The following is a 25,902-nucleotide window of genomic DNA, read 5'->3' as shown; positions in this document are numbered from 1 at the left end:
AAGGGAGGGGGAATATTCCCCCTCCAAGTCCGCGTCGGCGACGACGCGGTACACCGACGCCGTCGCTCAACAAAGGGAGGGGGAATATTCCCCCTCCAAGAGCTGGGGACGGTCACGCCGCCGACCGTGGCGCGCCGCGCTCAACAAAGGGAGGGGGAATATTCCCCCTCCAAGTAGTCATCGTCAGCTTCCGGCTCGAACAGAGTCGGCGCTCAACAAAGGGAGGGGGAATATTCCCCCTCCAAGGCTCGGCCAGCATCTCGGCCGCCCGCGTCGCCGCCGCGCTCAACAAAGGGAGGGGGAATATTCCCCCTCCAAGATCACAACATGAACGCCGGCACGGCACCGATAAGCCGCGCTCAACAAAGGGAGGGGGAATATTCCCCCTCCAAGTGCGCGTCGAGCGTGGCGTCGTCGTCGTAGTCCACCGGCGCTCAACAAAGGGAGGGGGAATATTCCCCCTCCAAGGACGGCCGCTACGACTCGCTCGAAGAACTGACCGAGCGCTCAACAAAGGGAGGGGGAATATTCCCCCTCCAAGGAGGCCGTCGGGGAGCCGTTCGGAATCGGCGCCGAACACGCTCAACAAAGGGAGGGGGAATATTCCCCCTCCAAGCCGCACCGGCATGCTCGTCCCCGGCTCCGCGTCGAGCGCTCAACAAAGGGAGGGGGAATATTCCCCCTCCAAGGCCGTCCGGCCGCGGGCTGCCCGATCGGCGCGGCGGCCCGCTCAACAAAGGGAGGGGGAATATTCCCCCTCCAAGCTGGGGACGGTCACGCCGCCGACCGTGGCGCGCCGCGCTCAACAAAGGGAGGGGGAATATTCCCCCTCCAAGGCTCCCCGCGGATCGTGACATCGGCTGTCCACAACACCGCTCAACAAAGGGAGGGGGAATATTCCCCCTCCAAGTCTCCCGGTCACGGAGCGTGGCCAAGAGGACTGCCTGCGGCCAGAAAAGGCCGCGCAGCGCGCGAAATAAGCCCCATCGGACTCGCTCGGGTATTCGGTTGTCAAGGAGCACCGCGGGTTCGCACGGAAGTCACAGGATCCAAGGATTGCCTGTCTGGTGGTCGAGTTCAACCCCAAGAGTTGTCTTGGCATCGTTGATAGAGCCTCGAAATCGGTACAGGGTGATCGTGTCCCTGTTCCAATCGATGGTGTCTTCAAGATCAGCCCGGAGCTTCGCCAATGATGCTGGTGTCACGCGACACTCGAATACCGAATACTGGACGCGCGTGCCGTATTCGGAGCAGAGATCAGCCACCTTCTTGAGACGTCTCGCGTCCGACTTCTTGTCAGTTGCGATGTCGTACGTCACGAGAACATCCATCGCTACGAGAGCACGAAGGGCGGGTACATGGGCAGATCGCCTCGCAGATGTCTCGCGAGGAGTGTCGCCTGGACTGTCGGCAGCGCCCAGCGCTCGATTGGCCGTTGAAGAGTTGCGTGGCGGAAGGCCTGCTCGCGGTGTTCCTCCCAGCGTTCGAGCAATCGGGCTCGACCGCTGTCATTGAAGTAAACGGCGCCTCCGGGCATGCGTTCGAAATCGCTGGGTCCGAGCTGGCGCCGTCGGACCAATGTGACGACGAATCGGTCGCAGATAGGCCGCAGTTCCTCCGCCAAGTCGAGCGCCAACGACGGCCGACCGGAGCGGGCTCGATGAAGAAAGCCGACTTGGTAGTCAAGTCCTACTGCATCAAGTCCGCCGATGAGTTCCGTGGTGAGCAACCCATAGCAAAAGCTCATGGCGGCGTTCACCGGGTCGCGTGGCGGACGGCGGCTGCGCGCTGTGAAACTCAGCGGGCTCTGCGACAGCGCCTGACCGATGCACGTGAAGTACAAGCGCGCCGCGTCGCCCTCGATTCCGCGGAGGTGATCCCCGTCGCGAGCAGCCCCGATTCGGCCGAGTCGGTCGCGAATCTGATCCGATCTGTTCCGGAGCGTCTTGGCGAGCACTCCTTCCGCGTCGCGAGACCAGCGCTCGACTACCGAGCACGAGTTGCGAATCTTCGCAGCGACAAACCGGCGGGCTAGTTCAAGGGATCGCTGCTCGTCAGCGGCGGCAGCGTGCTGGGAGGTTCGAAGGTGGACGTTTCCGCCCATTGGGCCGCCACAAGCGAATCGCAGCGCGCCGTTTCGCTTGAGCGACGCGACGCGGACTCCTCGCGCTGCGCAGCTTGCGAGCGCATCGGAGGTGACCTGCGCACGACCCAACAACAGGACGCTGTCGACGCCTTCCATGGGTATGCGGGTTGTGCCGGACTCACGTGTGACGGTCAGCGACCCCTTGCGCACTCCCACCTTGGCGCGGTGGTCGGTGACATAGACCGTGCTGAGAATCTTCACAGCAGCAGTGCCTCAGATGTCAACGCTGCAATCCGCGTCGCTGTGGCCGTCGCGGACGGGAGGCAGTGGGGCTCGAGCTGGCATTCCTCGCAGCGAGCATCGTTGGGTGCCGCAGGCAGTTCACCGGAGAGCAGCTGCGCACGGACCGATTCCACAGTCTCAATCACATCCGTTCGGAGCTGGTGGTCGAGAAGCACCTTCGCCCGCCTGCGGGGTCCGCCGTACCAGACATAGGCAACGGGTATGTCGACGTGCATCATCTCTTCGAGGCACATCGCTTGAGCACACACCTGCAGGTCGGCGGCCTTGCCGTGACGTACACCGGATTTGTGCTCGACCGGGTACACCGCACCCTCGTTGAACTCGACGGTGTCCGCCCGGCCCGACAGCCCCAGCGTCTCGCTCCACAGCGGGATCGATCGCAAGGTCAGCACGCCCCGCTCGCGGCGATGCAGCCCGCTGTCCACCCGACGATGAGCATGCGAGCCGCGCACGGTGTGGGCGTTATCCATCCACACGCCGTCGCCGTGGATGAGAGCGCACTGACGCTCGCAGTAGACGAAGTGCTCAAGCGCCGAAATCAGAACGACGGGTTCGGTCATCAAAGCGATTCCGATCCGATGCCACGCGTCCGATCATCTCCAGACGCATTGAATTCTAGACTCTGCCAAGCATTATGAACCTCCAACCCAGACCATGCACCACGGCGCGTCGGACTCCAAGCATCGAGCAATGCGTCAATCGCCGCACGAGTCAAGGGAACGCGCCAAGCTGGCCATACAAATCGCAACGAGCCATTGCGTTGATATTGAATCCAATTCCGCTGTTGAAGGAAATTGTTTCTATTCGAACTCCTCTTGGTATTGGTTGCAGTCTTGATTACGCCAATACCCCGGATCGGAAACAGAGCAAGTCCGAAGAAGGCCAGAACCTCAATAACAGCATCAACGCGCTTCTTGGAGTCGTCGGCAAGAGCAGTTATGCGCCTGAAGTCGAATCCTAATCCGTTGTCTTCGACACGTCTTGAATGTCCTGCCAATGTAGCAATGACCTGAATTCGGCTCTCGCTCACCTGAGAGTGAACTTTTGCCAGTCGGCTGTAGATTGTACGCCCCTTGCCCGTCAGATTGTTCTTTCCTGGAACTCCGGGGGCGAACTTCGACCCGCCGACGGCATGATCCTTTGTCTGAGCATTGACAAACAGGTCTGTATAGATTGATGACAGTGACCAGTGGTCACTATGCCCATGTGATCGCAAATAGCGAGCTCGGTTACGAAAATCATCAATAGACATCTTGGGGTCGTAAGGCTGAATATCGCGCCAAGAATCGGCAATCGGCATGTCGTCGATTCGTTCCTTGGTAGGCCATGCATCGACTAGCAAGTCGATCGGATCGGAACCGTCTGGCGCATGCAGAACAGCATGCGGGCTGGCACTGTCGGTCCAGGACAGGCGCATGTCGGGCACCAAGACCGTGACGCCGACAGCGGCCAGCCACGCGTTGAGCCATTCGGCCGGCAGACCGGGACATTCGTGTGAGGGCATTAGCGGACCTCCCATGCAATGGAGGCACCCGCCGACACGGTGTGGTCGGCTTGGCGCACAACTGCTTCCAGCAGCGCTAAGCCCCACGGCCCGAAACGTTCGTTGAGGCGGGCAAACCGCTCCGGCTGCTCCCAATCGACGACTGCCAAGTCTGCACACGCAGACACTTCATGTCCCTTGATCGACCAGCGAACCGACGAGGGTGAGCCGTCGTTGACCGGTTCCACCAGCGGTCGGCCCCTTCCATGATGGCTGACGACCAAGTGAGTCAATAGTTGCGCGTCTGAGCCTGAGATGTCGCCGCTGTCGGCGGCAGCCAGCCAAGCCGTCACCAGACGGGCAGACAGTTCCTCATGCCGGCCGCCGCGGGGCCAACCCGCCGCTGCCCGGGCCGCTGCCCATCGATCACGTCGCATCGACGACTTCGCAACGAGGGGCTGTTCCACTGGTCCGTCCCGAAGCCATTGCTGAAAGCGATCGTCAGCTTTGCCGACATCGTGACACTGCCCCGCCGAGCGCAGGACTCCCGCCAGATCGGCGGCAAGACCGATGCAGCGCGCAACGGCATATGCCTGCTCCCCGACTGCGTAGCCGTGTGCGTCCAACTCGACTGCCGCAGCGGCAAGAGAACGCTCGTCGAATTCGTCATAGATGACTCGGCTGGCGTCCTCGGATCGACGTCGCAGCCGAGGAATCTCGTTCGCAGGTTCGGAAACGACAGGGTCGAGGGCGCTCAAGAAGCCAGCCCAAGAATCCTCATCCCACTTGGGAGGCAGCGTGGCTCGCAGCGTCTCGATCAAATGAGCAAGCGCTGCGGAACTCTCCTCTTCGTCAGGTTCGTCGACATCGTTCTGCAAGATGGTGTTGACAAGCCCACCGACCTCCACACTCGCGAGCCGGCGGATAGCGGCTGCATCAAGCGGCAGGCCTGCACACTCCAATGCGACGTCGTGAGCGCGTTCACGGCATGTGGCATCCCAACCGAACTGGTCGATGAGGCCCACATCTGTCGGGAGAACCACCGAGTCGCCCGGGCGCAACTCGTCCGTGCCGACCGCCTCCACCGAGAGCCGATCCGGCGTGAGGCGCGTCAACTGCTGATCTTCAAGCGCGCTGCGCAGCTCCCAGATGGGTACATCTATTGCCTCAGCATCACGTGGCCGCGGCCACAGCCGCTCCCCCGGCACTGGTACATGGCACCGCCATATGACCGACACGGATCTGTTCTGGTCTTGGATGCCCGAGAAGTACGGCTCGACCGGTGCCTCGCCGGGCGGCGGCGTGGTGGTCTTGACCCACTCCCACAGGAGCGCAGGGAGCACTTCCGGTGCCCGACCGGGGTCGTCCTCGGCTTCACCGAGCACCGCCGAGATCGCATGCGGGGACATGTCGATCTCGTTCCCGGACTCATCCCCGATGCTCTGAGCCTGTTCCAGCCTGCGCAGAACGTGGTCGGGTTCGGGTCCATAGACGGGCCAGCCCGTATCGGGCTTGCGAGCACGGGCCGACTCCAGATGGACGTAAACGGCGCGGGACCCGTCGAATCGGCCAAGACGATTCAGGCGCCCGAGTCTTTGCGTAAGCGCTCGCACCCCGCACTGCTCGGTCACCAAGAACTCGAAATCGACATCCGCGCCTACCTCGAGTGTCTGGGTCGCTACAACCACAAGACTGTGCTCGCGGGCCACATTGGGGCGTTCTGACGGCGCTCCGTGCGCGGCATCCAGAATCTGGCTGCGCACAACGGCGGCATCTTCCTCTCGGGCACGCCCTGTGAGCAGCAGAACCCGATCGCCCGCTGACTTGCGCCGCGCAACAAGCTCGGTGTACACAGCGCGGGCCGTTGCCGGCGTGTTGGCGAACACCACACACGACACCGGTCGGCCAGCAGCGGCCAGCAGCGCCTTAGCCTCGTCAGCAAGGTGGCGTTCGGGCTTGCCCGATAACGGCACCCGCAGGGTCAACGGCTTGCGTGCGTGGAGACGCCGTCTCACCTCAGGATGTTCGCGGTCGGCTTCATCGAGGTCGAACCTTCCGTCGCCGACATCGCCCGTAGCTGTCAACGAGACGATCTGGGGACCTGAGCGCCCAGAAGTCCACAACTCCTCGACACGAGGTGCGCAGTCCTTCAGCGCCGGCACCAAGTCCCTCAGGTGCTGCGCAAGGTGCGCCTCATCGATGAGCACCAAGCTGTCGGTACCCGCCATGGCCGCATCGATCGGGCGCATCGATCGCGACGAGCCGTACCCGCGAAACAGCAGACGCGATCCGTACATCGGAATGGTCGACAGCACGATCGCCGGCTGAGACGGATCCCGTGGGCGCTCCGACGACATGCCCCCGCGCAGCTGAACGACTTGCAGTGGCGGCGCTTCTGGCAACGCCGACAACGCGCACAAGCGATCGCGCACACTACACAGCGCTCGTTGCGCAGCGTGATCGTGGGCCGATGAGTCCCCCTCGCGAAGCAAACAGGTGAGCCGTCTTGCGTGCTTGGCAGTGGAATCAACGAGGAGTCGACGGTTCACGCACCACCAGATACGCGTCGGCGCAGTTCGCTGCGTAGGTTCCAAGTGCGCCTGCGAGGCCAACCACCACACCGCGATGTCCAAGCACGCCGTCTTGCCAAGCCCCGTGGGCACGCCGATTTCGAGCGGCCATGCCCCGTCGTCGTGAACTTTCTGCGCAAGCCGCGATTGCCAAGGAAACGGCTCGCGCTCATACACCGCTGCGTAGAAGTCCTCGAAAGGAGGAGTGGGCAGCAACGAGGCGCCGCCAGCAACGCCCTGCGATGGGCTAACCACGATGGCTCCTGGGCTGCGCCGCTGTCGGCGGGCCAAGCGGCAGACACAGCCCGAAGCCGCGCTGGCGCCCTGAACCGATCACCACCGGTCCGGAGATTGGCTCGTCGAACCACAGCTCGAAATGCGAAAACGGCCGCTTCGGTCGCCCCTGCCGATGCACTTCGACCGATGCAAGTCGCGCTGCGCCCGCAATGAGCGGGCTCCGGGAATTGCGAACGGCGACCGGGGCGGGCAACCCGGCATTGGCGCACCAGCGGGAAACCTCGGCCAGCGTCACCTGCCGGTGACGCTCGTGAATGGCCGGGAAGACTGACACCCAGTGCTGGGCGGGCCCAGACCAGCGCGACGGGCGCACCGACCCCGGCCGTCGCTGGCCATCCCACATCTCGACGCCGACGTTGATTCCCGTGCCGTCCAAGCGCGCGATCCGAGCCGCAGCCGCACGCACCGCAGCAGCGAGGCCATCCGGTGCCGTGGCAGGCAGCCAAAGAGCCACGCCGTGGATGCGTCCCTTGGCATGCGCATGGCCGACATCTGGAAGTGCCAAGTAGCGGGCAGTGTCGTAACCGGTCGAGCCGAACCCGTGGCCGTGCAACTCGGGCAGCGGCTCTCCATGAACGGCTTGGTAGTGCTTCAAAACGGCAGCCTTGAACGTCGCAGTCACCTGCGAAATGCGCCGGGCGGACACTGCCGGGCGCAGCACCATCGTTACCGCCACACCCCCTTTCGCCGAAGGCGTGCTGGCCGCGCCCGGGGATCGATATCGCTCCTTGTTGATCAATGCCGGAAACTGCGAACGGCCCACCGATCCCCCCTCGGCCGTCCATTCGTCAAATGCCGCATCGAGCGCCTCAAGGTGACCTGCGGCAGGAACGCTGATTGCGACCTCCCCGCTCGGGTCAGGCTCAAACGCCGTCGTAGGCACCAGCCTCGCTTCTGCATCGGCGTCAGTGACGCGGACCCGAACGGGCGAGTCTGCACAGCCCAAGTACCCGATGCGCGCGGCTCGCACCTGCAGGGCACGGAAATCGTCCTCACCGACTTCGATCGGCCAGCAGTACTGCACTCGGGGATGACGCGCACTCACCCGCACCCCGGGGCGGACCTCGACCGCGATACGGCCCACGTATTCCTGCTGCGTTCCCCCGTGGGCCTTGCCTTCCTGTTTCACGATGAATCGCGGCTGGAGACGCTGATGGTGAACTTCGCTGGCAGTGCTCGCCCGTATGACCGGCGGAGGCGCACCGACGAACACGCTCAACTCCGCACCGCTGGTGTGACGACACCGATCGCGCGTGCCGTCGGCAGCTACGAAAGCGGCGAAGAGTCGCGACGGCGACGGCGGCCATTCGCCATGTTCGAGCCTGCCCGTATGCGCAGTACCGTCTGGGTCGGCTCGGAATGTGCCGTGAAGAAACTCGACCGTGACGCTGAGCATCAGTCAGCCAGATCCGGCCAAGACGAGACGACAGCCTTGCGGAGTCGATCACTCGGCGTCAGCCGCAAGGGATCAGCATCCCATCCGTCCATCGGCACCGACGCATCTCGCGCCGCCGCCTTAGCTGCCCCCAGCAATGCTCGCGTCGCATCAATGCCACCGAGTTCCACCGGTTGGTCGCCATCGGCACCAAGCCATGTGACGGTCGCTCTCGCCGTGCGTAACTCCGCTCCCGACCTGAGAGCGAAGCCGCGCCCGAACGCCAGCGTGTGGGCGTGCAGCCCGATTGCCGCCACCAGCGCTCGGACAGCCGCATCTGCATCGGCGGAACCCGAACCCATGCTTACCCGCCTCAACTGCGCCAGCGAGAGCGATGCTCGCTGAGTGACACGGCGAAACGACACCCCGGCAGGCGCGCCGTCGGTCTGAGACATGAACGGAACCTGACCGTGGCCGAGTTCGGACAGCTTGGTCTTCTTCTCCGCGCCGTCGGCTTTCTTGGTGCCGAACTCCCACACCACATAGTCATTCGGATCGTGCATCACGGCCTCATCGATGCTCAGATTGAGCGGGTCGCCCTTCAGGCCCATCACCCTCGTATCACGCGAAGCGGGCTGCCAACCGATGATCTCCGAGACCCACGCACGGGCGTGCTTGGCCTGAGTCCGCTTCTTGCCGAGATGCGACTGCCAGAATCCGTACAGCAACGCTTGAGGAAACCATGCCGCCAGGGGTCCCGCTTCAGAGGCGGTTGCATGGAAGATCGCCCTTCCCAAGTTCGTCTTCGAAAACTCCACACCGTCGCACAGGGCGTCGCGTAGGTACGCGTCAGCATTGCGATGCGGGAACTGGAAACTGGAGATCACACGAGGCAGATGCGACGGCAGATTGGCCATGTCGGACAGGTCAAGCAGCAACTCCGGCAGCCCGGATGCTGCACGATCCATGCGCAACTGCTCCTCATGACGGTTGGCCTGCGACGGCACGTTGTCGATCACGACGACGTCCTGCGGCACAGCGTCGGATGGCGAAGCCCAGCGACGATCAGTCTGGTATCTGCCACCTTCGTACACGGCGGGCTTCACGGTGCCCCCAGACCCAGCGACAGGTTCGAGTTCAGCTTCGATCAAGAGTCCGTCGTCGAACGAGTCATCCCTGCAGCCATGCAGAAGTCGCTCATATTCCAGTTGATTAGTCACAAATGTTCCTCTCCTCGTTGCTCCAATTCGACCGCAACTCGCAGAAGCGACAGTAATGACGGGGTGTTACACGAATGCGGATGGACACCCGCCGTGGCGATCCGCTGCGGCCGAGTTGTCCTGCTACGCGGCCCGTGGTCACGCCTCATTGCCGGTTCGTGTCACAGCCCCCTCGTACGGTTGTTCTCATGGAAACGGACAGCAGCGACCGGTGTTTCAGCGGTGCCTCCCCTGCTGCGGACGCACCGCATGGGGCGTCTGCTGGCGTCGGCGTACGGGTCGATGCGGTGACGGTGTCCGAACTGTCCGATGCGGCGTTGCATCGCCGGCTGGCCGAGATCGGCCGGGCAACGTCGGCTTTGACGGCGCTGCACGCCGAGACGCTGCGCGAGCTGACGCGCCGCACCGACGCTGCGACAGCCGAACAGACAGCCAAGGACACACTGAGAATCTCGGGGCGGGCGGCGCGCAGCGATGTGAAGCTGAGCGTTGCGCTCGGCGGCCTCGACGCGACGCGCAGCGGTCTCGAAGACGGCACGATTCCGGAGGGGAACGCGAAGTTGATTGCCCGCGCATCGACTGAGGGTCCGATCGACGAAGCATGGTTGGCCGAGCGAGCGCAACGGGAGGGCTACGACGAGTTCCGCCGCACCGTTGCCCGCCACCAGGCTGAGGCGAGCAGCGATGACGGCGCCTCCCTGCTGGAGCGGCAGCGTCAAGCCCGCTCAGGGAAGATCTTCACCAGCCGCCACGACGGCATGGTGGTGCTCAACGCCCAATTCGACCCCGTCACCGGCGCCCGATTGGCCACGGTGATCGCCGCAGCAGAGCGGCGCCTCTACAGCAACGAAGACCCCAGGTCGCGGCCCTCGCACTCCCAACGCACAGCAGATGCGATCGCAATGCTGATCCTCGAGCCCGACACCGCCCGTCCCGCAGGTACCTCGCTGCTGGTCGTCGCCGACTACGACGCAGTGAACCACGAGCTCACCAACGCCCGACTGTCCGATGGCACCCCCATCCCCATCAGCGAACTGGGCCCCATCGCCGCCGATGCGCAGGTGCTGCCGGCGATCTTCAACCACGCAACCGGCGACCTGCGCATGGGACGCAGCCGTCGCACAGCCACCGATCTGCAACGCGCCGCGCTCGCACTGCGCGACCAAGGATGCATCGGCTGCGACATGTCGCCCGACTACTGCCAGGCTCACCACATCGTCGAATGGCAGCACGGCGGCCGTACCGACTACGACAATCTGGTGCTGGTCTGCAACGACTGCCACCACAAGATCCACGACCACGGCCACACGGTCGAACCCAAGCCCTGCGCGGGCCGCTACGAATTGTGCGCTCCTGCATCGCCCTCAGCAACCTCCAACAGCGCCGACTCCAGGGCGCCGCCGGCTTGAGCGGCGCGGCGGGGTCACGGGTCCCCGTCACCCGGCTCGAGCGCCGACGTTCGGCATCACAGACTGCATGCAGCGAGGCGACGCCCTTCCCCTCCGAAAGCAACCCTCGCAGCCCTTCCCCTCCGAAAGCAACCTTCGCAATCGCCGCTTGACAAGGGAGCGTCTGACAGGCCCGCATAGGACTCGGACTGGTCGAAGCGGTCCCGAGCGGACGTCACGGACTCCTGAATGCTGGGAGCAGGTTGTCGAACGGCTCGGCGGTGCCCCAGCGATAGATGCCGAAGTCGCGCTCGTCGGTCGAGAGAATGCGGCCGTCTCTCAGCTCGGACGCTGCGACGACCAACGAGGCATCGGCGAGATCCATCGGGAGGTCCCGGTACTTGGCGATCAATTCGCTGATCGACGACAGATGGCCGATGCCCTGCGCACGGATCTCCACACTGTCACGCAGCAGGTCGAGGAAGACCGTCTGCGCGTTCGTCCCGCCGTAACGACCGAGGAGGTGGCAGGTCTCGGTGACGACCGGCCATGTCACCACCAGCGGCTCGGCGAGCTGGCGCGTGGCGGCCACCGCAGCGCGGTGCCAATCATCACGCGGATTGGCCAAGGCGAGCCAGTAGCCGGTGTCAGCCAGCATCGCCCGGTGCGCCGAACGAAGCCTCCAAGTACCGGCGGTGGCTCTGGGCGAGATCGGACGGGGCCGCATTCAGGCTGCCGACGAACCCGCTCGCGAGGACAGCGTCGAGTCGTTCCCGGCAATGCTCGGCGTGCCACCGCTCCACCATCTCGATGCCCCATCCGATGATCTCGCTCGCGGTCATCCTCGCCGTGGTCTGGAGCCTCTCCAGCTTGGCGACGCATTCGTCGCCGAGATCGAGGTGCTCGCCGGCGTCCTGTGCCAAGTGAGTCTCGTTGAGGCACATCGGCTCGATGTCGAGGTTGCGCAGCGCCAGGTTCACCGCCTCGCGCTTGGTCCGAAGACCGTATCGACGCATCACCCGACCGCAGGCCTCGTCGTCGATGTCGATGTTCGTCCTCGCCATACACCAATCGTACACCAACAGCCGATGGCCCGGCACGGGCGACTTGCTGGCCAGACCGCACCGCGGCAATTCGCTTGGGCTGTACCGCTTGTTCGCGTACGTTCGTAGCCCCGGCGCTCAGTGCTGCCTGCCTTCGGCGGCCGTCAGAAGCGGCCCATGGACCACATCTACACTGCGCAGGAACACTCGATGGCAATCGACGAGATCGAACGGACCGAGATGGTGCAGAAGCTCATCGACACACTCGGCGAAACACCGGCCGCCACCCTCATGAAGTGCGTCTACCCCGACGGCACCGACTTCTTGGCCACCAAGGACGACCTGGCCGCCTCCGAGGCGCGAATGCGCAGTTACGTCGACTCCGCGCTGGCGCGCCAAACTCGGATGCTCATGGTCACCATGGCCGGCTTCATGCTGACGATCTGGGTACCGCTCACCATCACAGCGCTCACCTGAACTGCCGGCTTGGCGAAGGACGGCCGTCTGTTCGCTTCATCCACGGCAGAGTGTCTGATTCACCGACGGCAGAATGAACGACAACGAGTCGGCAGAAGGCAAATTTCGCTGGCTCGAGTGGAGGCTGTGGGGGGTCGGCATGGCTGCGGATCTGCCATGTGTCGAACGTCATGCCCGTCAGGCCGTCCTGAACGCGCTCGACACCTCCCGTGCGGTGATGCTCCACGGAGCGTGACAGTCCGGCAAGCCGACGCTCGCCAAGCAGGTCGCAGCCGATCGGCAGGGTTCCTGTGTGTCGCTCGACGACAACGTGCTCTGATGGCGTTGTGCCCGCAGTTCGCCCAGAGTTGAGAATCGGCACATGGCTCACTGCTCGGCGCGTGGACCTGCTGCTGGGCATCGCGGCGACGGTGGCCGCGGGGACCGGGCTGGCATCGTGGGCAGTGGGCACCGACTGGGGGCGCTGGTTGACGATCGCCCACGCCCTCGCCGGCCTCAGCCTGCTGGCACTGGCACCGGCCAAGCTCCGGGGCTCGGTGCGCACCGGATTGAAGCGCCGCCGAGCGACCCGGTGGCTGTCGATGTTGCTCGGCGCTTTGGTCACCGCCACGGTCGTCCTCGGCGTGCTGCACGCGACCGGGCTGTGGCACGGGGTGGGCTACTGGTCGGCGCTGTGGACCCACGTTCTGCTGGTCGCGTTCGTGGCTCCGCTGCTGGTGTGGCACATCGTCAGCCGACCGGGTCGCCCCACCGTCGCCGACCTCGACCGCAGGGCGTTCGTCGGCGGAGGCATTGCATTGGCAGCCGCAGGCGCTGCCTACTGGATCCAGCAGTTCGCGGTAGGCGATAACCGGCGCTTCACCGGCTCACACGAGGTCGCTTCGTTCAAGCCCGCTGAGATGCCGACGACCATGTGGCTCAACGATTCATCGCCCCGGGTGGTCGCGTCGGACTGGGAGCTGACGGTTGCAGGCGAACCGGTGGCGATCGAGAGCCTGCGTGACCGAGCCGCGCCGGTGACGGCCGACCTCGACTGCACCGGCGGGTGGTGGAGCCGACAGGCGTGGGACGCAGTACCGCTGGCCGAACTGCTGCCACCGTCAGATGAGCCCACGCTGGAAGTCACATCACTGACCGGCTACAGCCGCCTGTTCCCCGCTCGCGACGCGGCCAACCTGTACTTGGCCGTCGGCTACGGCGGCGAACCGTTGCGCCGCGGTCACGGTGCCCCGGTGCGGTTGGTGGCACCTGGCCGGCGGGGCTTCTGGTGGGTCAAGTGGGTGAGCAGCATCCAAGCCGTCAACCGTCCATGGTGGCTCCAGCTCCCCTTCCCGGCGGAATGACAGGCGTCACTCAATGAATGGCGGATACTGAGGATCGGTACACCATGGCAATTGACGAGATCGAACGGACCGAGATGGTGCAGAAGCGCATCGACACGCTCGGCGCGTCACCGGGACCGTCTTAGCCAGCTGGCCAAGGATTCACGATGTCGACGCCCGTTTCCACGAAGTCGGCTGTGTTCCGCGTGACGACAGCCATGGCGTTGACTGCCGCGATCGCAGCGATCTGGGCGTCTGCCTGGGCGACGGGACGACCAGCGGCCCGACGTCTCGCAGCAAGCGTGGCGTAGGCAACTGCAGCGTCGCTGTCGAAGGGAAGAATCCGACCAGCGAAGTCCTCTCGCAGCAGCGCGTCTATCGCCGCGCTCACTGCTTCGCGGCGCGCACCCGTCGTCATGATGGCGACACCGAAACGAAGCTCCGCCTCGTTCACGGCGGTCAGGAACAGCGAAGACGCCGCTTGGCCTGCCACCCAGGCTGTCACCGACGGTTCTGGCGTGGGGCGAATCAGCTCTGAGACGACGTTGGTGTCCAGGACGAACATGCCGCCTAGCCGAGCCGGGGAGGTTCGCGCACCGGCTCACGTGATGGCAACGTCAGCTCCACGCCACCGAACGGCTCGACACGTGCCCGAATCGACGCGACGAGATCCGCCGGCGCGGCGTCATCCTCCACCGCGACGCGGAGAATCCGCCGGACTTCCTCCTCCATCGAGCAGCCGTGCACCGCCGCTCGCACGCGCAGTCCGGTCTTGACTCGCTCGTCGAGGTTCCGAATCGTGATGCTCGCCAATGGTCCAACCCCAAGTTCTTGTGCAGCTCTCGCGGGTGATTGCATCGCAATCATACTGAGTTCGGCAGCAGGGCGGAATAGAGACGCACACACGAGCGAGCCGCGCCATTTCTGGTCGAGCCGAGGCGTCCAGGAAGGCGGGAAGATCGGCGAGGAATCTGGCGCCGCCAGACCGAACTCAGGCAGCATCCGACGCACCCCGCTGGAGTAGGTGGAGCACGTGCGCAGCTAGCGTCCGCGCGATGAATTCCGACACGGGAGCGGCTGGGGGCGCCGGGGGCACCAACGAGCCAGAGCCGGTGGTGCTGTACGACGAGATCGACACGGTGGCGTTCATCACGCTGAATCGGCCCGAGCGCATGAACACGCTGACCGAGAGCGTCATCGCCGGCGTTGCAGACGGCATCGATCGGGCGACAGCATCGAGGCAGGTTCGCTCGATCGTGCTCCGCGGCAACGGTCCCACGCTCACCGCCGGCTACGACCTCAACCCCGGCGGGGGCACCACCCGTGGCGGCAGCCACGGCAATGCCACAGGCAGCTCGCAGGACCTGTACGACTCGTGGGGCAGCCCCTACAGCGCGCCCGGCCCCAAGCCCCGTGAAGGCGCGTGGGACCCGGTGCGCGACTGGCAGTTCATGGGCCACAACGTGAAGCGGTTCATGAAGATCTGGGAGTGCCCCAAGCCCGTGCTCGGGCAGATTCACGGCTGGGCAATCGGCGGTGCCACCGACATGGTCTTGTGCTGCGACCTGCTGTTCATGGCCTCTGACGCGCACATCGGCTACGCCCCGTCCCGCATATACGGCACGCCCACGACGATGATGTGGGTGTACCGGCTGGGCCTCGAGCACGCCAAGCAGTTCCTGCTGTCGGGTGACGCCATCGATGCCGATACCGCCCATCGCATCGGACTGGTCGCCTACGTACACCCGCCCGACGAACTCAGCGATCAGGTGGCAGCGTTTGCCCGCCGGCTCGCGCACATCCCAGCAAACCAGCTCGCTCTCAACAAGCTGCTCGTCAACCAGGCATTCGAGAACATGGGCCTGCGCACGAGCCAGCTGCTCGGCACATTCTTTGACGGCGTCACCCGGCACACCGAGGAGGCCTACCGCTGGGTGGAGGACTTCGAGACGAAAGGCTTCCGCCAAGTCATCGCCGAGCGCGACGCACCCCACAGCGACTACGGGGAGCGGCCCCGATGAGCGCCCGGGGCCGGCACGGCACTGCCCGCAGCGGCCGCCCGCAGCGCCGGCCGGACCGGAGGTGCACCGATGACTGAACCGCCTGTCGTGGTCCTGCTGCACGGCCTCGGCGCCAATCGCCATGTGTGGGACGTCGTGGCCGAGCTGCTCAGCGCTCGGGGCATTTCAGTGCTGGCGCCAGACTTCCGAGGGCACGGGCGAGCCCCGTGGACCGGCCACTACTCGTTCGGGGCCATGGCTGCCGACGTCGCAGAGGTGCTGCACCGTGACTACAACGGGGCGCCCTACGCCGTTGCCGGGCACTCCATGGGTGGCGCCGTTGCGCTCGCACTGGCGTCAGGCTGGTTCGGTCCGGTCCCGGCGTCGGTCGCCGCGATCGGCGTCAAGATCCGCTGGTCCGACGAAGAGCTGGCTCGCATCGACGGTCTCGCTGCCCGGCCGCCGCGAAGATTCGATGACCGCCAAGCAGCCGCTGAGTGGTTCTTGAAGCTGTCGGGCCTGTTCGGCGTCATCCCGGCCGACGATCCGCGCCTGGAGGCGGCCATCGACGCCGGCGTGGCCAGCGACTCGGGCCAGGAACTGCCCTGGCGCACCGCTCAGGACCCGGCCACCGTGGGAGTCGGCCCGCCCGACCTTGCTGCATTGCTGCCCGCGGCGAAATGCGCCGTCGTGATGGCGCTCGGCGAACACGATCCGCTGGTGGCGCCAGCGCATCACATGGATCTGTCCTCAGCCGCAGCAACCAATCCTCACGCAGCAGCAGTCACAGCGCCTCACGTCTTCGTCGGGCTCGGCCACAACGCCATGACCGAAAACCCCCGAGCCGTCGCCGACTGGCTGACAACCCTGCCTGGATTCGCCGGAACCAGATGAGGCCCAAGCTGAGCCGAGCATCGGCAAAGTCGTGGACGGCATCTGACTGGCGGCCTGAGGCTGGGTCAAGGCAGGCCGGCTCAGCCGTCTTCGAGCGGCAGCTCTCCGGCGATCTTGACGCATTCGCCGCCGTCGATGTCCATGACGTGGCCGGTCAGCCAGGTCGCGGCCGCCGACAGGAACAGTGCTGCCTCGCCGATGTCAGACGGCTCGCCGAGACGCTTCATCGGCAGCTGGTCGGCGATCATCTTGCCGCGCGGCCCATCCCAGAGCACCCGCGCAAAGTCGGTGCGGATCAGCCCCGGAGCGATGCAATTGACGCGAACCTTCGGCCCCAGCTCGGCCGCGAGCTGGCGGGTCATGTGCATGAGCGCGTCTTTGAACATGCAGTACACGCCGAGCGCCTCAGAGGTGTGATGGCCGCCCACCGAGGCGATGTTGATGACAGAGCCGCCGTGCTCGGCCATCCACATCTGCCACGCCGTCTGGGTCCACTGCAGCGGCGCTCGCAGGTTCACCTCGTAGGTCTTGTCGAGCCGCGGCACGTCGCAGTCGATCATGGGGCCAGCCCACGGGTTGGTTGCCGCGTTGTTCACCAGGATGTCCAGCGAGCCGTAGCGCTCGATGGTCCCGCCCAGCACCCGCTCGGCCTGGTCGAGATGGCCGATGTGCGCAGCGATGAAGTCGCACTCGCCGCCGATGTCGGCAACGGCGGCCTCGCACTTGTCGGCCTTGCGGCTCGTGATCATCACGTTCGCGCCCGCATCGGCGAACGCCTTCGCAATGCCCTTGCCGATGCCGGCCGAGCCGCCGGTCACCAGCGCAGTCTTGCCATCCAGTCGCAGTTCCATGCCCAGACCCCTTCAGTCGTAGGTGTGTGCGCGTGCGCGCCTCGCTCGTGCAGGTCAAATTCTGACCCATCGGCGCTAGCTCAGCCTGTCAAACCTTCTCGCTGCCGAACCCATTGTTCTCCGCTCTTGTTCCCCGTGCTCATGCGATTGGGCTCACGGGCCGCTCGGGCCACGGCTTCGCCTGCCGGCTCAGCCTCAGTTCTTGCCGATCTCGTTCCACGGACCGCCGTCGGCGCGTGGCTCGCGCGGCAGCCCGAGCACCCGGTCGCCGACAATGTTGCGCTGCACCTCCGAGGTGCCCGCATAGATCGTCCCGGGCCGCGCGCCCATGAACGTCTGCACCCACGACAGCGAGGAGAACTCCGCCCCCACCGCGTCGGTGTTGATGCCATTCACGGAAGGATGGCCGCTGGGCGCCGTCGCCTCCATGCCCAGCAGGTCCATCGAGAACTCGGTGATCCAGTGGTGGTACTCGCTCCACAGCAGCTTGTGCAACGACGACTCCGGACCGGGGGGTTCGCCGGCCAGCACGTTGGTCACGTTGCGCTGGCCCATCCACTTCATGATCTCGACCTTGGCGTGCGCCCGGGCGAGGTCCTGACGCACGAGCGGATCGGCGGTGGCGCCTCGCTCGACAGCGACGGCGGTGATGCGGTTGAGCTCGTCGCGGAAGCGGAGTGCGTCGGTGGTGGCACCGTGGCCACGCTCGAAGCCGAGCAGCACATTCGCCACCCGCCAGCCGTCGTTCACATCGCCGACCACGTTCTCCTTGGCCGTCTTGGCATCGGTGAAGAACACTTCATTGAAGTCGTGGCGATTGTTGATATTGATGATCGGGCGCATCTCGACGCCGGGCTGATCGACGGGAACCAGCAGGAATGAGATGCCGCGGTGCTTGGCCTCGCCGGGGTTGGTGCGGCACAGCACGAAAATCCAGTTGGCAGTGTGGCCGCTGGACGTCCAGATCTTCTGGCCGTTGATCACCCACTCGTCGCCGTCGAGGACGGCACGGGTGCCCAAGTTGGCGAGATCCGAGCCGCTGTCGGGCTCGCTGTAGCCCTGGCACCAGCGGTGCTCGCCCGAGATGATCTTGGGCAGGAAGTGGCGCTTCTGCTCCTCGGTGCCGCACTCGATGATGGCGTTGCCGACCATCGTGATGCTGAAGCCGTCGTTGTCGCCGCCGACCGGAACGCCTGCCTTCGCGAACTCCTCGGCCATGACGATGCGCTCGACTTCGCTGAGCCCGGCGCCGCCGTATTCGACCGGCCACGACACGGCCAGCAGCTGATTCTCCGACAGCAGGGCTCGCCATTCGGTCACGAACTGGTCGCGGGCGTCTTCGTCGAGAGATCCCATGCCGCCCCAGTTGGCCGGCAGGTGCTCGGCGAGGAACGCCTCGATCTTCTCGCGGTAGTCCTCGGCCTCTTCGGTGTAGGTGGGATCCATCGTTGCGCTCCCCTGCTTGAGATACGGCTCAGCTCGCTGCTGAGTCTGCCACGCGACCGGTGGGAAGGCTCAGGGCCGGTAGCCGCCGCGCCCAATGGTTCGGCTACGGCCGGTAGCCGAACGTACTGGGGCCGGGCTTCAGGGAACGGCGGGCCAGGTCGACCCACTCGCACAGCACCGGACGGGTATCGCGGGGGTCGATGATCTCCTCGATCTCGAAGAACTCCGCTGAGCGGTGCGGCGAGCGGACGCTGTTGAGCCGATCTCTGATCTCCGACAGCAATTCGTCGGGGGTGTCGCTGTCCGCAAGATCCTGCTTGTAGGCCACCTCGAGGCCACCCTCGATGGGCAGCGAACCCCAGTCACCCGACGGCCAGGCAACCCGGTAGCTGCGGGCGCCCGGCTTGTTGTTGGCGGCGCCCGCGACCCCGAAGGCCTTGCGGATGACCACACAGGCGAACGGCGCGGTGAGCTGCCCGAGCGCAGCCAGCGCGGCAGATCCGAACCGGATCGTCCCGCTCTCCTCGGATTCCTTGCCGATCAAGAAGCCCGGGCAGTCGGCAAGGTGCACCACAGGCAGGTGAAACGTGGAAGCCGTGTCGAGCAGGCGGATCAGCTTGCGGCAGCTGTCAGCAGTCCAGCCGCCGCCGTATACGTAGGGATCTTCGCCGAAGATCGCCACCGGCCACCCGTCGAGGCGCGCCAGCCCGGTGATGACCGAACGTCCCCAGCGGCTGCCGATCTCGAAGAAGCTGCCCTGGTCGCACACCGATTCGATGATCGAGCGCATCTTGTAGACCCGGCGCGGCTCGCGGGGCACGATCGAGATCAGCTCGTCGTCGCGGCGCTGCGGGCTGTCGCCGCTGCGCACCCGCTCAGGCAGCTCGTCGATGTTCGAAGGGAGGTACGACAGGAACTGCCGTGCGCGTTCGAAAGCCTCGGCTTCGCTGTCGACCACGTCGTCGATGGCGCCGTTGGCCGTGTGAATGTCGGCGTGGCCCAGTTCTTCCTTGCCGTGATCGCCCAGCGATGCCTGCTCGACGAGCGCCGGCCCGGCAATCATCATCTGCGCGGTGTCGCGCACGATGACCGAGTAGTGCGCCGTGGCCACTCGGGCGGCGCCGATGCCGGCCACCGAGCCCAGCGCCAGCGACACCGACGGCGCTACCGAGAGGTGGTTCACAATGACGTCCCAGCCGCGCAGCTCGGGGATGTAGGTGCGGCCTGCCATCTCGATGGACTTGACCGACCCGCCGCCGCCCATGCCGTCCACCAGCCGGATGTGCGGCAGGCGCATCTCGTAGGCCATGGATTCGGCAGCGTTGCGCTTCTCGGGAATAGTGGCGTCCGACGAGCCGCCTCGCACGGTGAAGTCGTCACCCGACAAGATGACGGGGCGGTCGTCGATGCGGGCGAGGCCGAAGATGAAGTTCGACGGCGTCAGATTGACGAGCTTGCCGTGGTCGTCGTACTCGGCGACGCCGGCGGTCTTGCCGATCTCGTGGAACGAACCCTTGTCGGCCACGGCGTCGACGCGCTCGCGCACGGTCATCTTGCCGAAGAAGTGCTGCCGCTCGACCTTGTCGGGCCCGCCGAGCGCTTCGGCGAATGCCTCGCGACGCCTCAGCTCGGCAATCTCAGGCTCCCAGCTCATCTCAACCCCCGCCGCCACCCGATTCGGCCCGATGGCGGTCGTTCGCCTTCATAACGCCGACCGCCGAAGAGCGTACGTGCCCAGTTCCAACACTGCCTCAGGGCGCCGGGCAGCACGCCTGGGAGTGCTGCGAATGGCTATGCGCGACCCGCTGCGCCACTCGTTCAGCCAGCGGTGGGATCTACCAGCAACTTGATCTCCGTATTGCGCCGAGCGGCGAAATCGTCGATCGCCTGAGGCAGGTTGTCGGGCGCAACTGTGCCCTGCGCCCGTTGCACCCTCATAATCCATTTCATTCAATCGTACATTTCAGTATATTTCAATCTCATGATTCCGCCGGGTACTCTCGCAGTCCTTCCCGAAGGCATCTGGCTGACGCGTCACGAGACGAAATGGGTGCTCGAGGCGTTGGACATCGCTGCGGACGCAGCTCAGGGCAGGAATCAGCAAGCTCTCGTCGAGCGGGCGATCACCCTGGTCACGCGTAAGCTCTGGGAAGAGCTCGCCGACATATTGGAGATGAACGGGGATCAGCATGGCTAGGCCGCCCACGATGCGCCATCTGACGGGCGATGACCGCCCGATCCGTGCTCGGCAAGCCGCGGATCGACTCGGGGTCGAACTGTTCGACATCTACTGCATGATCGAGTGGGGAGAGATCGTGGGCGGTCCCGATCCCGACGGCCGCGTCGCCGTTCCCGCTGCTGAGATCGACCGGGTGCTCGCCGCGGGGGGCGCGCCGAACTATGCCGAGGTCTACGGCAAGTACGACAGGAACAAGGACATTCCTGAACACGAGCGGCGACGGTTGACGACATTGCACGAGACGCTGGCGGCCTGCGCTCCGACCACGCCATCGCGCGAGCAGACGTCGAGCTGACTGTCTCGACGGGCCGCTCGGGCCGCTGCTCCGCCCTGTGCTTCCCACTCTGACTCGCTTCGCTTGCGGGCCGCTCGGGCCCGGGGCTCAACCTGCTAGCCGGCGGTGGGGTTCACCAGCAGCTTGATGGCCGTATTGCGCCGAGCGGCGAGATCGTCGATCGTCTGAGGCAGGTCGTCGAGGGTGAGCGTGCCGTTCACGAGCGGCGCCACGCTGATCCGGCCGTCAGCGATGAAGCCGGCCGCTGCGCGCATCTCGTCGATGGTGAATGCCAGCGAGGTGTCCACCGAGACCTCCTTGAACAGCCAGCGGTTCGGCCGGATCGTGGCGTCGCTGCCCGTGACGCCGACGATGCAGACCGAGCCGCCGTACCGCACCATGTCCACCGACTGCTGGATGGTCTGCGGGATGCCGGCGCAGTCGAAGGCGATGTCGGCACGCAGACCGGCCGTGGCTTCGTTCACTGCCTCTCGCATCGGCGCGCCCGGTTCGACCGCGATGTCGGCACCGAGGCTGAGCGCGAGGTCACGCCGCTGAGCGTCTGGCTCTATCGCGATCACCGTCCCTGCGCCTGCAAGGCGAGCACACTGCGCGACCAGCAGGCCGATCGGGCCGCAGCCGACGATGCACGCCACGTCACCGGCCCGCAAGCGGCTGCGACGCACTGCGTGCAAGGCCACTGAGGCGGGCTCGATCACCGCCGCGTCGTCGTCGGTGAGCTCGTCGGGCACACGCACCAGCCGATCTGCGCTTGCCGCCATGAACGGCGCGAAGCCGCCCGAAACCGGCGCTTTGTCGCCGATGTAGTACGAGCGCGCCGTCGCGCAGTAGGCAGGGTGATCGGCCCGGCACTCGGGGCACCGACCGCAGCCCGGCGCCAGCCCGCCCGTGACGCGGTCGCCGACGTCCACCACCCGAACGTCGGCATCGGTGGCGACGATGTTGCCGACCCATTCGTGGCCGCAGATGCCGGGCGCGTACTGCCAGCCCTCGGCATAGGCATGCACATCGCTGCCGCAGATCCCGCAGAGCGAGATCTCGATCAATGCCTCGCCCGGCCCGGGCGTCGGCTCATCGACCTCCCGCAGCTCGAATTGTTCCTTGCCGGTCACCAATCCCGTCCGCATGGGCACATCGTCGCGCACGACTGGTCCAATTGCGCCGGGCCACCGTGGTCGGCAATTCTCCACACAGCGCCAGACAGCGCCCGCAAATGTGGGCTCGGACCAGTAGGCACAGATGCCACAGCGGGCACACCCACCCGCGCGGCTCCTCAGCGCGACACCGCGCACCGACACAGCGCAGGGCAGCGCCCGCAAATATGGTGCGCGTATGGAATTGAGACTTGATGGCCGCACAGCACTCATCACCGGCGGCAGCCGCGGCTTGGGCCGCGCCATGGCCGAGACGTTTGCAACCGCTGGGGCTTCGGTGGCCGTGGTTGCCCGCGACAGATCCGCGCTGGGCGAGACCCTGTCCGCCATGCAGGCGGCGAACCCTGACGCTCCGCACGCAGCCATCTCCGCCGACGTGAGGGACGCCGGCGAGATCGCTCGGGCTCACGGCGAGGCAGTCGCCGAATGCGGACCCATCGACGTGCTCGTCAACAACTCCGGCACCTCCAACGCACAACCGTTCCTGGAGATCACCGATGAGAGCTGGCAGGACGATTTCGACCTGAAGCTGTTCTCGGCGATCCGGCTGTGCCGGTTGTGCCTGCCCCACATGCGCGACCAACGCTGGGGCCGCATCCTCAACACGCTCAACGCCGAAGCGAAGGCGCCCAGCGCACGCTCATGCCCCACATCGGTCAGCCGTGCAGCGGGCATGGCCATGACCAAGGCCCTGGCATCGGAGTACGCCGGCGACGGCGTGCTGGTGAACGCGCTCAACACCGGCCTGCTGGTCAGCCACCAGTGGTTCACTCGCTGGCAGCGCGACGTTCGCGACAAGACCTTCGAGGAATTCACGAGAGCCGTCGGCGATCGCATCCCCGCAGGGCGCATGGGCGACGCCCAGGAATTCGCCAACCTGGCCCTGTTCCTCGCCAGCGACGCCGCCAGCTACGTCACCGGCACCGCGATCAACATCGACGGCGGCCTGTCGCCGGTGGTCTGAAACCCTTGGGACTCGAACTTCTCGACACAGATGCCATAGCTGCGGAGGCGGCAGGAAACTCTGCGACGTTGCGACCTGCTGGATCGCTGGAGCAGAGGGGCCTGCCGCCTCCGTAGCGGGCGCACCAAACCGCGCTGCTCGTCAGCCGGGGGTCAGCGCGCCGAGCTTGTCCATCAGATCAGGAGGCGGGCGGCGAGGCTTGCCGTCGTTGTCGCAGATGGCCGCCTTCAAGAAGCCCTCCACCAGCACTGCATCGTCGGATTCGCGGATGATCCGCTGCTGCCAGCGGGTGCTCGCGCGGCGACGCTCCGCCAACTCGGTCTCCACCCGCAGCGTGTCCCTCGCCGTGGCGGGTTCCCGGAACCTGACCTCCAGGTTGGTCACCACGATCTGGACGTTCTGATCCGACAGGTCCGGCAGAGCCAGGTCGGCAGATTCCAGGGCCAGGCAGCGGGCCGCTTCGAAATACGCCACATAGACCGCGTGGTTCACATGGTTGTAGGGGTCCAGTTCGCCGAAGCGCGGCACGATCATGGTCGTGTGGGTCGCCATCGTCGGAACGCTACGGCACGATGGCCGCCGCCGATGTCAACGCAGAACCGCACGACGAGCCCTGACCGCCTCCGGTGCCACGCACTGGCCTCGCCGGCGTTCGTTCTTGGCACAATAATGTTCGCATAGCGACGAAATTTGTGCCAAGAACGGACGCAACAGCAGAGGCGCCGAGGCTCAGGGCTAGCGTTGCCATACGTGAGCGTCATCGCAGCGATCGACGTGGGAACGAATTCGTTCCACCTCGTCGTCGCATCGGTCGACCCCGATGGCCGCTTCGAGGTCCTGACCCGCGAGCGCGAGCCAGTGCGGCTCGGCTCGGGCGGCGAGGACATGAAGCGCCTCACCTCCGATGCCATGGACCGGGGCATTGCGGCACTCGACCGCATGCGGCGCATCGCCGATCACACCGGCGCAGCATCCGTCACGGCGGTCGCTACAAGCGCGGTACGCGAGGCCGACAACCGGGGCGAGTTCGTGGCGAGGGCTGTTGCCGAGGCCGGCGTCGACATCGAGGTCGTCTCGGGTGTCGAGGAGGCCAGGCTGATCCACCTTGGTGTGCTGGGGGCCATCCCGCTGCTCGACAAGCGCCACCTGGTCATCGACATCGGCGGCGGGTCCACCGAGTTCATCCTCGGCGACGGCGCAGAACCGCTGCTGCTGCGCAGCCTCAAGCTGGGTTCGATCCGGCTGACCGACCGGTTCTTCCCCGAAGGCCGTACGCGCAAGCGCACAGTGCGGGAGTGCCGCGGCTATATCGACTCGTTCCTCGGTCACCTCCCCGCGGAAATCGCCAGGCTCGGGTACGAGACCGCAGTCGGCTCGTCAGGAACCATCACCGCCCTCGCGCGTATATGCGCGATCCGGCGCGGCGACCGCGACAGCCGCACCGGCCGGCTGTCGTTCACCGCAAAGGAACTCAAGGCGCTGACAGCCGATCTTGTGGCTGCGTCCACGCCGGACCGCCGCATGGACATCGAGGGCCTCGAGGAGCGTCGGGCCGACATCATCGTGGGCGGCGCCCTGCTCCTGTCCGAGACATTCGAGCTGCTGGGCATCGAGCGCATGGAGGTATCCGACTTCGCATTGCGCGAGGGCATCTTGTTCGAACAGATCCGGCGCGCTGCGACACCCGAGCTCGACCCGTTCCACCGGCTTGAGGACCTGCGGCGGTCGAGCGTGATGTACGTGGCGAACAGCTACCACGAGGACCTGCGCCACGCCGAGCACATCACCGACCTGGCACTCGAGTTGTTCGACGGGCTGGGTCCGCGCCATGGGCTCGGCCCCGAGGATCGAGAGCTCTTCGAAGCAGCCTCGCTGCTGCACAACGTGGGAATCTTCATCTCGCACAGCGCCCACCACCGCCACAGCTACTACATCATCCGCAACAGCGAGCATCTGACCGGCTTCACAGAGCGCGAGATCGAGATCATCGCCCAAGTGGCCCGGTACCACCGCAAGAGCGCACCCAAGTCCAAGCACGCCGACTTCGCCTCGCTCAGCTCCGCTGACAAGAACAAGGTGCGATGGATGGCGGCAATGCTGCGCGTCGCCATCGGCCTGGACCGCTCCAACCGACAAGTCGTGACACGGGTACGCGTCGCAAGCAATCCCGGTCTGTCCGGCGGTCAGCTCAATGGCGAACTGCGGTTGGTTGCTCGCGTCGCGCCCGACGTCGACACCTCGGTCGAACTCTTCACCGCCGGCGCCCGCAGCGAACTGCTCGAAGCAGTCGCCGGGCGCTCGGTGGTGATCGACGTCGAAGTGGCCGAGTCTGGCAGGGCAACTCACCCGACGAATGGTGCGACCGGAACCGCAGACACGATGATTCGGCTGTAGCCATCCGCGAGGGCGGTAGCTTGCCCGGCTGACCCCTTCGAGCGCTGGAATCAGACGTTCGGCCGACAGGGCCGGTCAGTTGCCGCACAGACCCGTCGCCG

26 protein-coding genes and 1 CRISPR repeat array (1 of these 27 only partly in view) are annotated in these 25,902 nt (G+C 65.6%); of the genes, 10 read left to right on the top strand and 16 right to left on the bottom strand.

Translation table 11 applies throughout. The features are described 5' to 3' along the window. Positions 1-910: direct repeats of the CRISPR family, unit length 37 nt; unit sequence CGCTCAACAAAGGGAGGGGGAATATTCCCCCTCCAAG (it extends 3,122 nt beyond the left edge of the window). A gap of 130 nt (positions 911-1,040) precedes the next feature. The 7 genes from cas2 to cas7u all read right to left on the bottom strand — a co-directional run bounded on the left by cas2 (position 1,041) and on the right by cas7u (position 9,334). Next, complete coding sequence (cas2, locus tag ACOGJB_RS15935) at positions 1,041-1,319, bottom strand: CRISPR-associated endonuclease Cas2 (RefSeq protein ID WP_419838076.1); 279 nt, start codon at positions 1,317-1,319, stop codon at positions 1,041-1,043. 14 nt (positions 1,320-1,333) lie between these two features. Continuing rightward, positions 1,334-2,347 carry a CRISPR-associated endonuclease Cas1 gene (gene cas1 / locus ACOGJB_RS15930; protein WP_419838075.1) on the bottom strand — a complete coding sequence of 338 codons (1,014 nt, stop codon included), beginning with the start codon at positions 2,345-2,347 and terminating at the stop codon, positions 1,334-1,336. Then, on the bottom strand, positions 2,344-2,949 hold the full coding sequence (cas4, locus tag ACOGJB_RS15925) for a CRISPR-associated protein Cas4 (protein WP_419838074.1): 606 nt from the start codon (positions 2,947-2,949) through the stop codon (positions 2,344-2,346). Before cas4 ends, cas1 begins: the two co-directional genes overlap by 4 nt. Then, positions 2,949-3,893 (bottom strand): hypothetical protein, encoded by a 945-nt coding sequence (locus ACOGJB_RS15920; protein ID WP_419838073.1) that lies wholly within the window; start codon positions 3,891-3,893, stop codon positions 2,949-2,951. The genes cas4 and ACOGJB_RS15920 overlap by 1 nt, the downstream gene beginning before the upstream one ends. After that, complete coding sequence (cas3u, locus tag ACOGJB_RS15915; protein ID WP_419840755.1) at positions 3,893-6,619, bottom strand: type I-U CRISPR-associated helicase/endonuclease Cas3; 2,727 nt, start codon at positions 6,617-6,619, stop codon at positions 3,893-3,895. The genes ACOGJB_RS15920 and cas3u overlap by 1 nt, the downstream gene beginning before the upstream one ends. Before the next feature lie 70 nt (positions 6,620-6,689). After that, the gene (csb2, locus tag ACOGJB_RS15910; protein ID WP_419838072.1) at positions 6,690-8,135 is read right to left on the bottom strand and encodes a type I-U CRISPR-associated protein Csb2; all 1,446 of its coding nucleotides are present in this window, start codon (positions 8,133-8,135) and stop codon (positions 6,690-6,692) included. After that, complete coding sequence (cas7u, locus tag ACOGJB_RS15905; RefSeq protein WP_419838071.1) at positions 8,135-9,334, bottom strand: type I-U CRISPR-associated RAMP protein Csb1/Cas7u; 1,200 nt, start codon at positions 9,332-9,334, stop codon at positions 8,135-8,137. Before cas7u ends, csb2 begins: the two co-directional genes overlap by 1 nt. Positions 9,335-9,522: 188 nt before the next feature. On the opposite strand from cas7u, the gene ACOGJB_RS15900 reads away from it, so the two are divergent. Next, positions 9,523-10,743: an HNH endonuclease gene (locus ACOGJB_RS15900; protein ID WP_419838070.1), complete on the top strand. Its 1,221-nt coding sequence runs from the start codon at positions 9,523-9,525 to the stop codon at positions 10,741-10,743. Positions 10,744-10,957: 214 nt separating this feature from the next. Here ACOGJB_RS15900 and ACOGJB_RS15895 read toward each other — a convergent pair whose 3' ends face one another. Beyond that, complete coding sequence (locus ACOGJB_RS15895; protein WP_419838069.1) at positions 10,958-11,380, bottom strand: type II toxin-antitoxin system VapC family toxin; 423 nt, start codon at positions 11,378-11,380, stop codon at positions 10,958-10,960. Next, positions 11,370-11,786 carry a type II toxin-antitoxin system VapB family antitoxin gene (locus ACOGJB_RS15890; protein WP_419838068.1) on the bottom strand — a complete coding sequence of 139 codons (417 nt, stop codon included), beginning with the start codon at positions 11,784-11,786 and terminating at the stop codon, positions 11,370-11,372. The genes ACOGJB_RS15895 and ACOGJB_RS15890 overlap by 11 nt, the downstream gene beginning before the upstream one ends. Positions 11,787-11,942: 156 nt before the next feature. Here ACOGJB_RS15890 and ACOGJB_RS15885 point away from each other — a divergent pair, with 156 nt between their 5' ends. From ACOGJB_RS15885 to ACOGJB_RS15875, 3 genes are all read left to right on the top strand, one after another. Further along, the gene (locus tag ACOGJB_RS15885; RefSeq protein ID WP_419838067.1) at positions 11,943-12,242 is read left to right on the top strand and encodes a hypothetical protein; all 300 of its coding nucleotides are present in this window, start codon (positions 11,943-11,945) and stop codon (positions 12,240-12,242) included. 73 nt (positions 12,243-12,315) lie between these two features. Further along, the gene (locus tag ACOGJB_RS15880; RefSeq protein WP_419838066.1) at positions 12,316-12,477 is read left to right on the top strand and encodes a hypothetical protein; all 162 of its coding nucleotides are present in this window, start codon (positions 12,316-12,318) and stop codon (positions 12,475-12,477) included. A 91-nt stretch (positions 12,478-12,568) separates the two neighbouring features. Next, on the top strand, positions 12,569-13,585 hold the full coding sequence (locus ACOGJB_RS15875) for a molybdopterin-dependent oxidoreductase (RefSeq protein ID WP_419838065.1): 1,017 nt from the start codon (positions 12,569-12,571) through the stop codon (positions 13,583-13,585). 121 nt (positions 13,586-13,706) lie between these two features. On the opposite strand, the gene ACOGJB_RS15870 is transcribed toward ACOGJB_RS15875, so the two are convergent. Then, positions 13,707-14,129 carry a PIN domain-containing protein gene (locus ACOGJB_RS15870; RefSeq protein WP_419838064.1) on the bottom strand — a complete coding sequence of 141 codons (423 nt, stop codon included), beginning with the start codon at positions 14,127-14,129 and terminating at the stop codon, positions 13,707-13,709. Between the two features lie 5 nt (positions 14,130-14,134). Next, on the bottom strand, positions 14,135-14,377 hold the full coding sequence (locus ACOGJB_RS15865) for a FitA-like ribbon-helix-helix domain-containing protein (protein WP_419838063.1): 243 nt from the start codon (positions 14,375-14,377) through the stop codon (positions 14,135-14,137). Positions 14,378-14,619: 242 nt separating this feature from the next. Here ACOGJB_RS15865 and ACOGJB_RS15860 point away from each other — a divergent pair, with 242 nt between their 5' ends. Together ACOGJB_RS15860 and ACOGJB_RS15855 are read left to right on the top strand one after the other, a co-directional pair. Continuing rightward, a complete protein-coding gene (locus ACOGJB_RS15860) occupies positions 14,620-15,585 on the top strand; it encodes a crotonase/enoyl-CoA hydratase family protein (RefSeq protein WP_419838062.1) in 966 nt (321 codons plus the stop codon). A gap of 69 nt (positions 15,586-15,654) precedes the next feature. Further along, positions 15,655-16,458, top strand: coding sequence for an alpha/beta fold hydrolase (locus tag ACOGJB_RS15855; RefSeq protein ID WP_419838061.1), 804 nt, complete (start codon positions 15,655-15,657; stop codon positions 16,456-16,458). Between the two features lie 80 nt (positions 16,459-16,538). On the opposite strand, the gene ACOGJB_RS15850 is transcribed toward ACOGJB_RS15855, so the two are convergent. The 3 genes from ACOGJB_RS15850 to ACOGJB_RS15840 form a co-directional block, all read right to left on the bottom strand. After that, positions 16,539-17,309, bottom strand: coding sequence for an SDR family oxidoreductase (locus ACOGJB_RS15850; protein WP_419838060.1), 771 nt, complete (start codon positions 17,307-17,309; stop codon positions 16,539-16,541). A 195-nt stretch (positions 17,310-17,504) separates the two neighbouring features. Beyond that, a complete protein-coding gene (locus ACOGJB_RS15845) occupies positions 17,505-18,755 on the bottom strand; it encodes an acyl-CoA dehydrogenase family protein (protein ID WP_419838059.1) in 1,251 nt (416 codons plus the stop codon). 103 nt (positions 18,756-18,858) lie between these two features. After that, complete coding sequence (locus ACOGJB_RS15840; RefSeq protein WP_419838058.1) at positions 18,859-20,409, bottom strand: acyl-CoA carboxylase subunit beta; 1,551 nt, start codon at positions 20,407-20,409, stop codon at positions 18,859-18,861. Between the two features lie 327 nt (positions 20,410-20,736). Between ACOGJB_RS15840 and ACOGJB_RS15835 the strand changes: the two genes are divergently transcribed. After that, positions 20,737-20,952 (top strand): hypothetical protein, encoded by a 216-nt coding sequence (locus ACOGJB_RS15835; RefSeq protein WP_419838057.1) that lies wholly within the window; start codon positions 20,737-20,739, stop codon positions 20,950-20,952. Continuing rightward, positions 20,945-21,289, top strand: coding sequence for a hypothetical protein (locus tag ACOGJB_RS15830; RefSeq protein ID WP_419838056.1), 345 nt, complete (start codon positions 20,945-20,947; stop codon positions 21,287-21,289). The genes ACOGJB_RS15835 and ACOGJB_RS15830 overlap by 8 nt, the downstream gene beginning before the upstream one ends. A gap of 95 nt (positions 21,290-21,384) precedes the next feature. On the opposite strand, the gene ACOGJB_RS15825 is transcribed toward ACOGJB_RS15830, so the two are convergent. Further along, a complete protein-coding gene (locus tag ACOGJB_RS15825; protein WP_419838055.1) occupies positions 21,385-22,416 on the bottom strand; it encodes a zinc-dependent alcohol dehydrogenase in 1,032 nt (343 codons plus the stop codon). Positions 22,417-22,621: 205 nt separating this feature from the next. Between ACOGJB_RS15825 and ACOGJB_RS15820 the strand changes: the two genes are divergently transcribed. Beyond that, the gene (locus ACOGJB_RS15820) at positions 22,622-23,407 is read left to right on the top strand and encodes an SDR family NAD(P)-dependent oxidoreductase (RefSeq protein ID WP_419838054.1); all 786 of its coding nucleotides are present in this window, start codon (positions 22,622-22,624) and stop codon (positions 23,405-23,407) included. A gap of 141 nt (positions 23,408-23,548) precedes the next feature. Here the strand turns inward: ACOGJB_RS15820 and ACOGJB_RS15815 are convergent, their stop codons facing one another. Beyond that, complete coding sequence (locus ACOGJB_RS15815) at positions 23,549-23,959, bottom strand: acyl-CoA thioesterase (RefSeq protein ID WP_419838053.1); 411 nt, start codon at positions 23,957-23,959, stop codon at positions 23,549-23,551. 198 nt (positions 23,960-24,157) lie between these two features. On the opposite strand from ACOGJB_RS15815, the gene ACOGJB_RS15810 reads away from it, so the two are divergent. Further along, complete coding sequence (locus ACOGJB_RS15810; protein WP_419838052.1) at positions 24,158-25,801, top strand: Ppx/GppA phosphatase family protein; 1,644 nt, start codon at positions 24,158-24,160, stop codon at positions 25,799-25,801. Positions 25,802-25,902: the final 101 nt, after the last annotated feature.

Origin of the sequence: Candidatus Poriferisodalis sp., from assembly GCF_965208895.1 — a bacterium.
Lineage (GTDB): Bacteria > Actinomycetota > Acidimicrobiia > Acidimicrobiales > Poriferisodalaceae > Poriferisodalis.
This window is presented reverse-complemented; position numbering and strand designations above follow the sequence as displayed.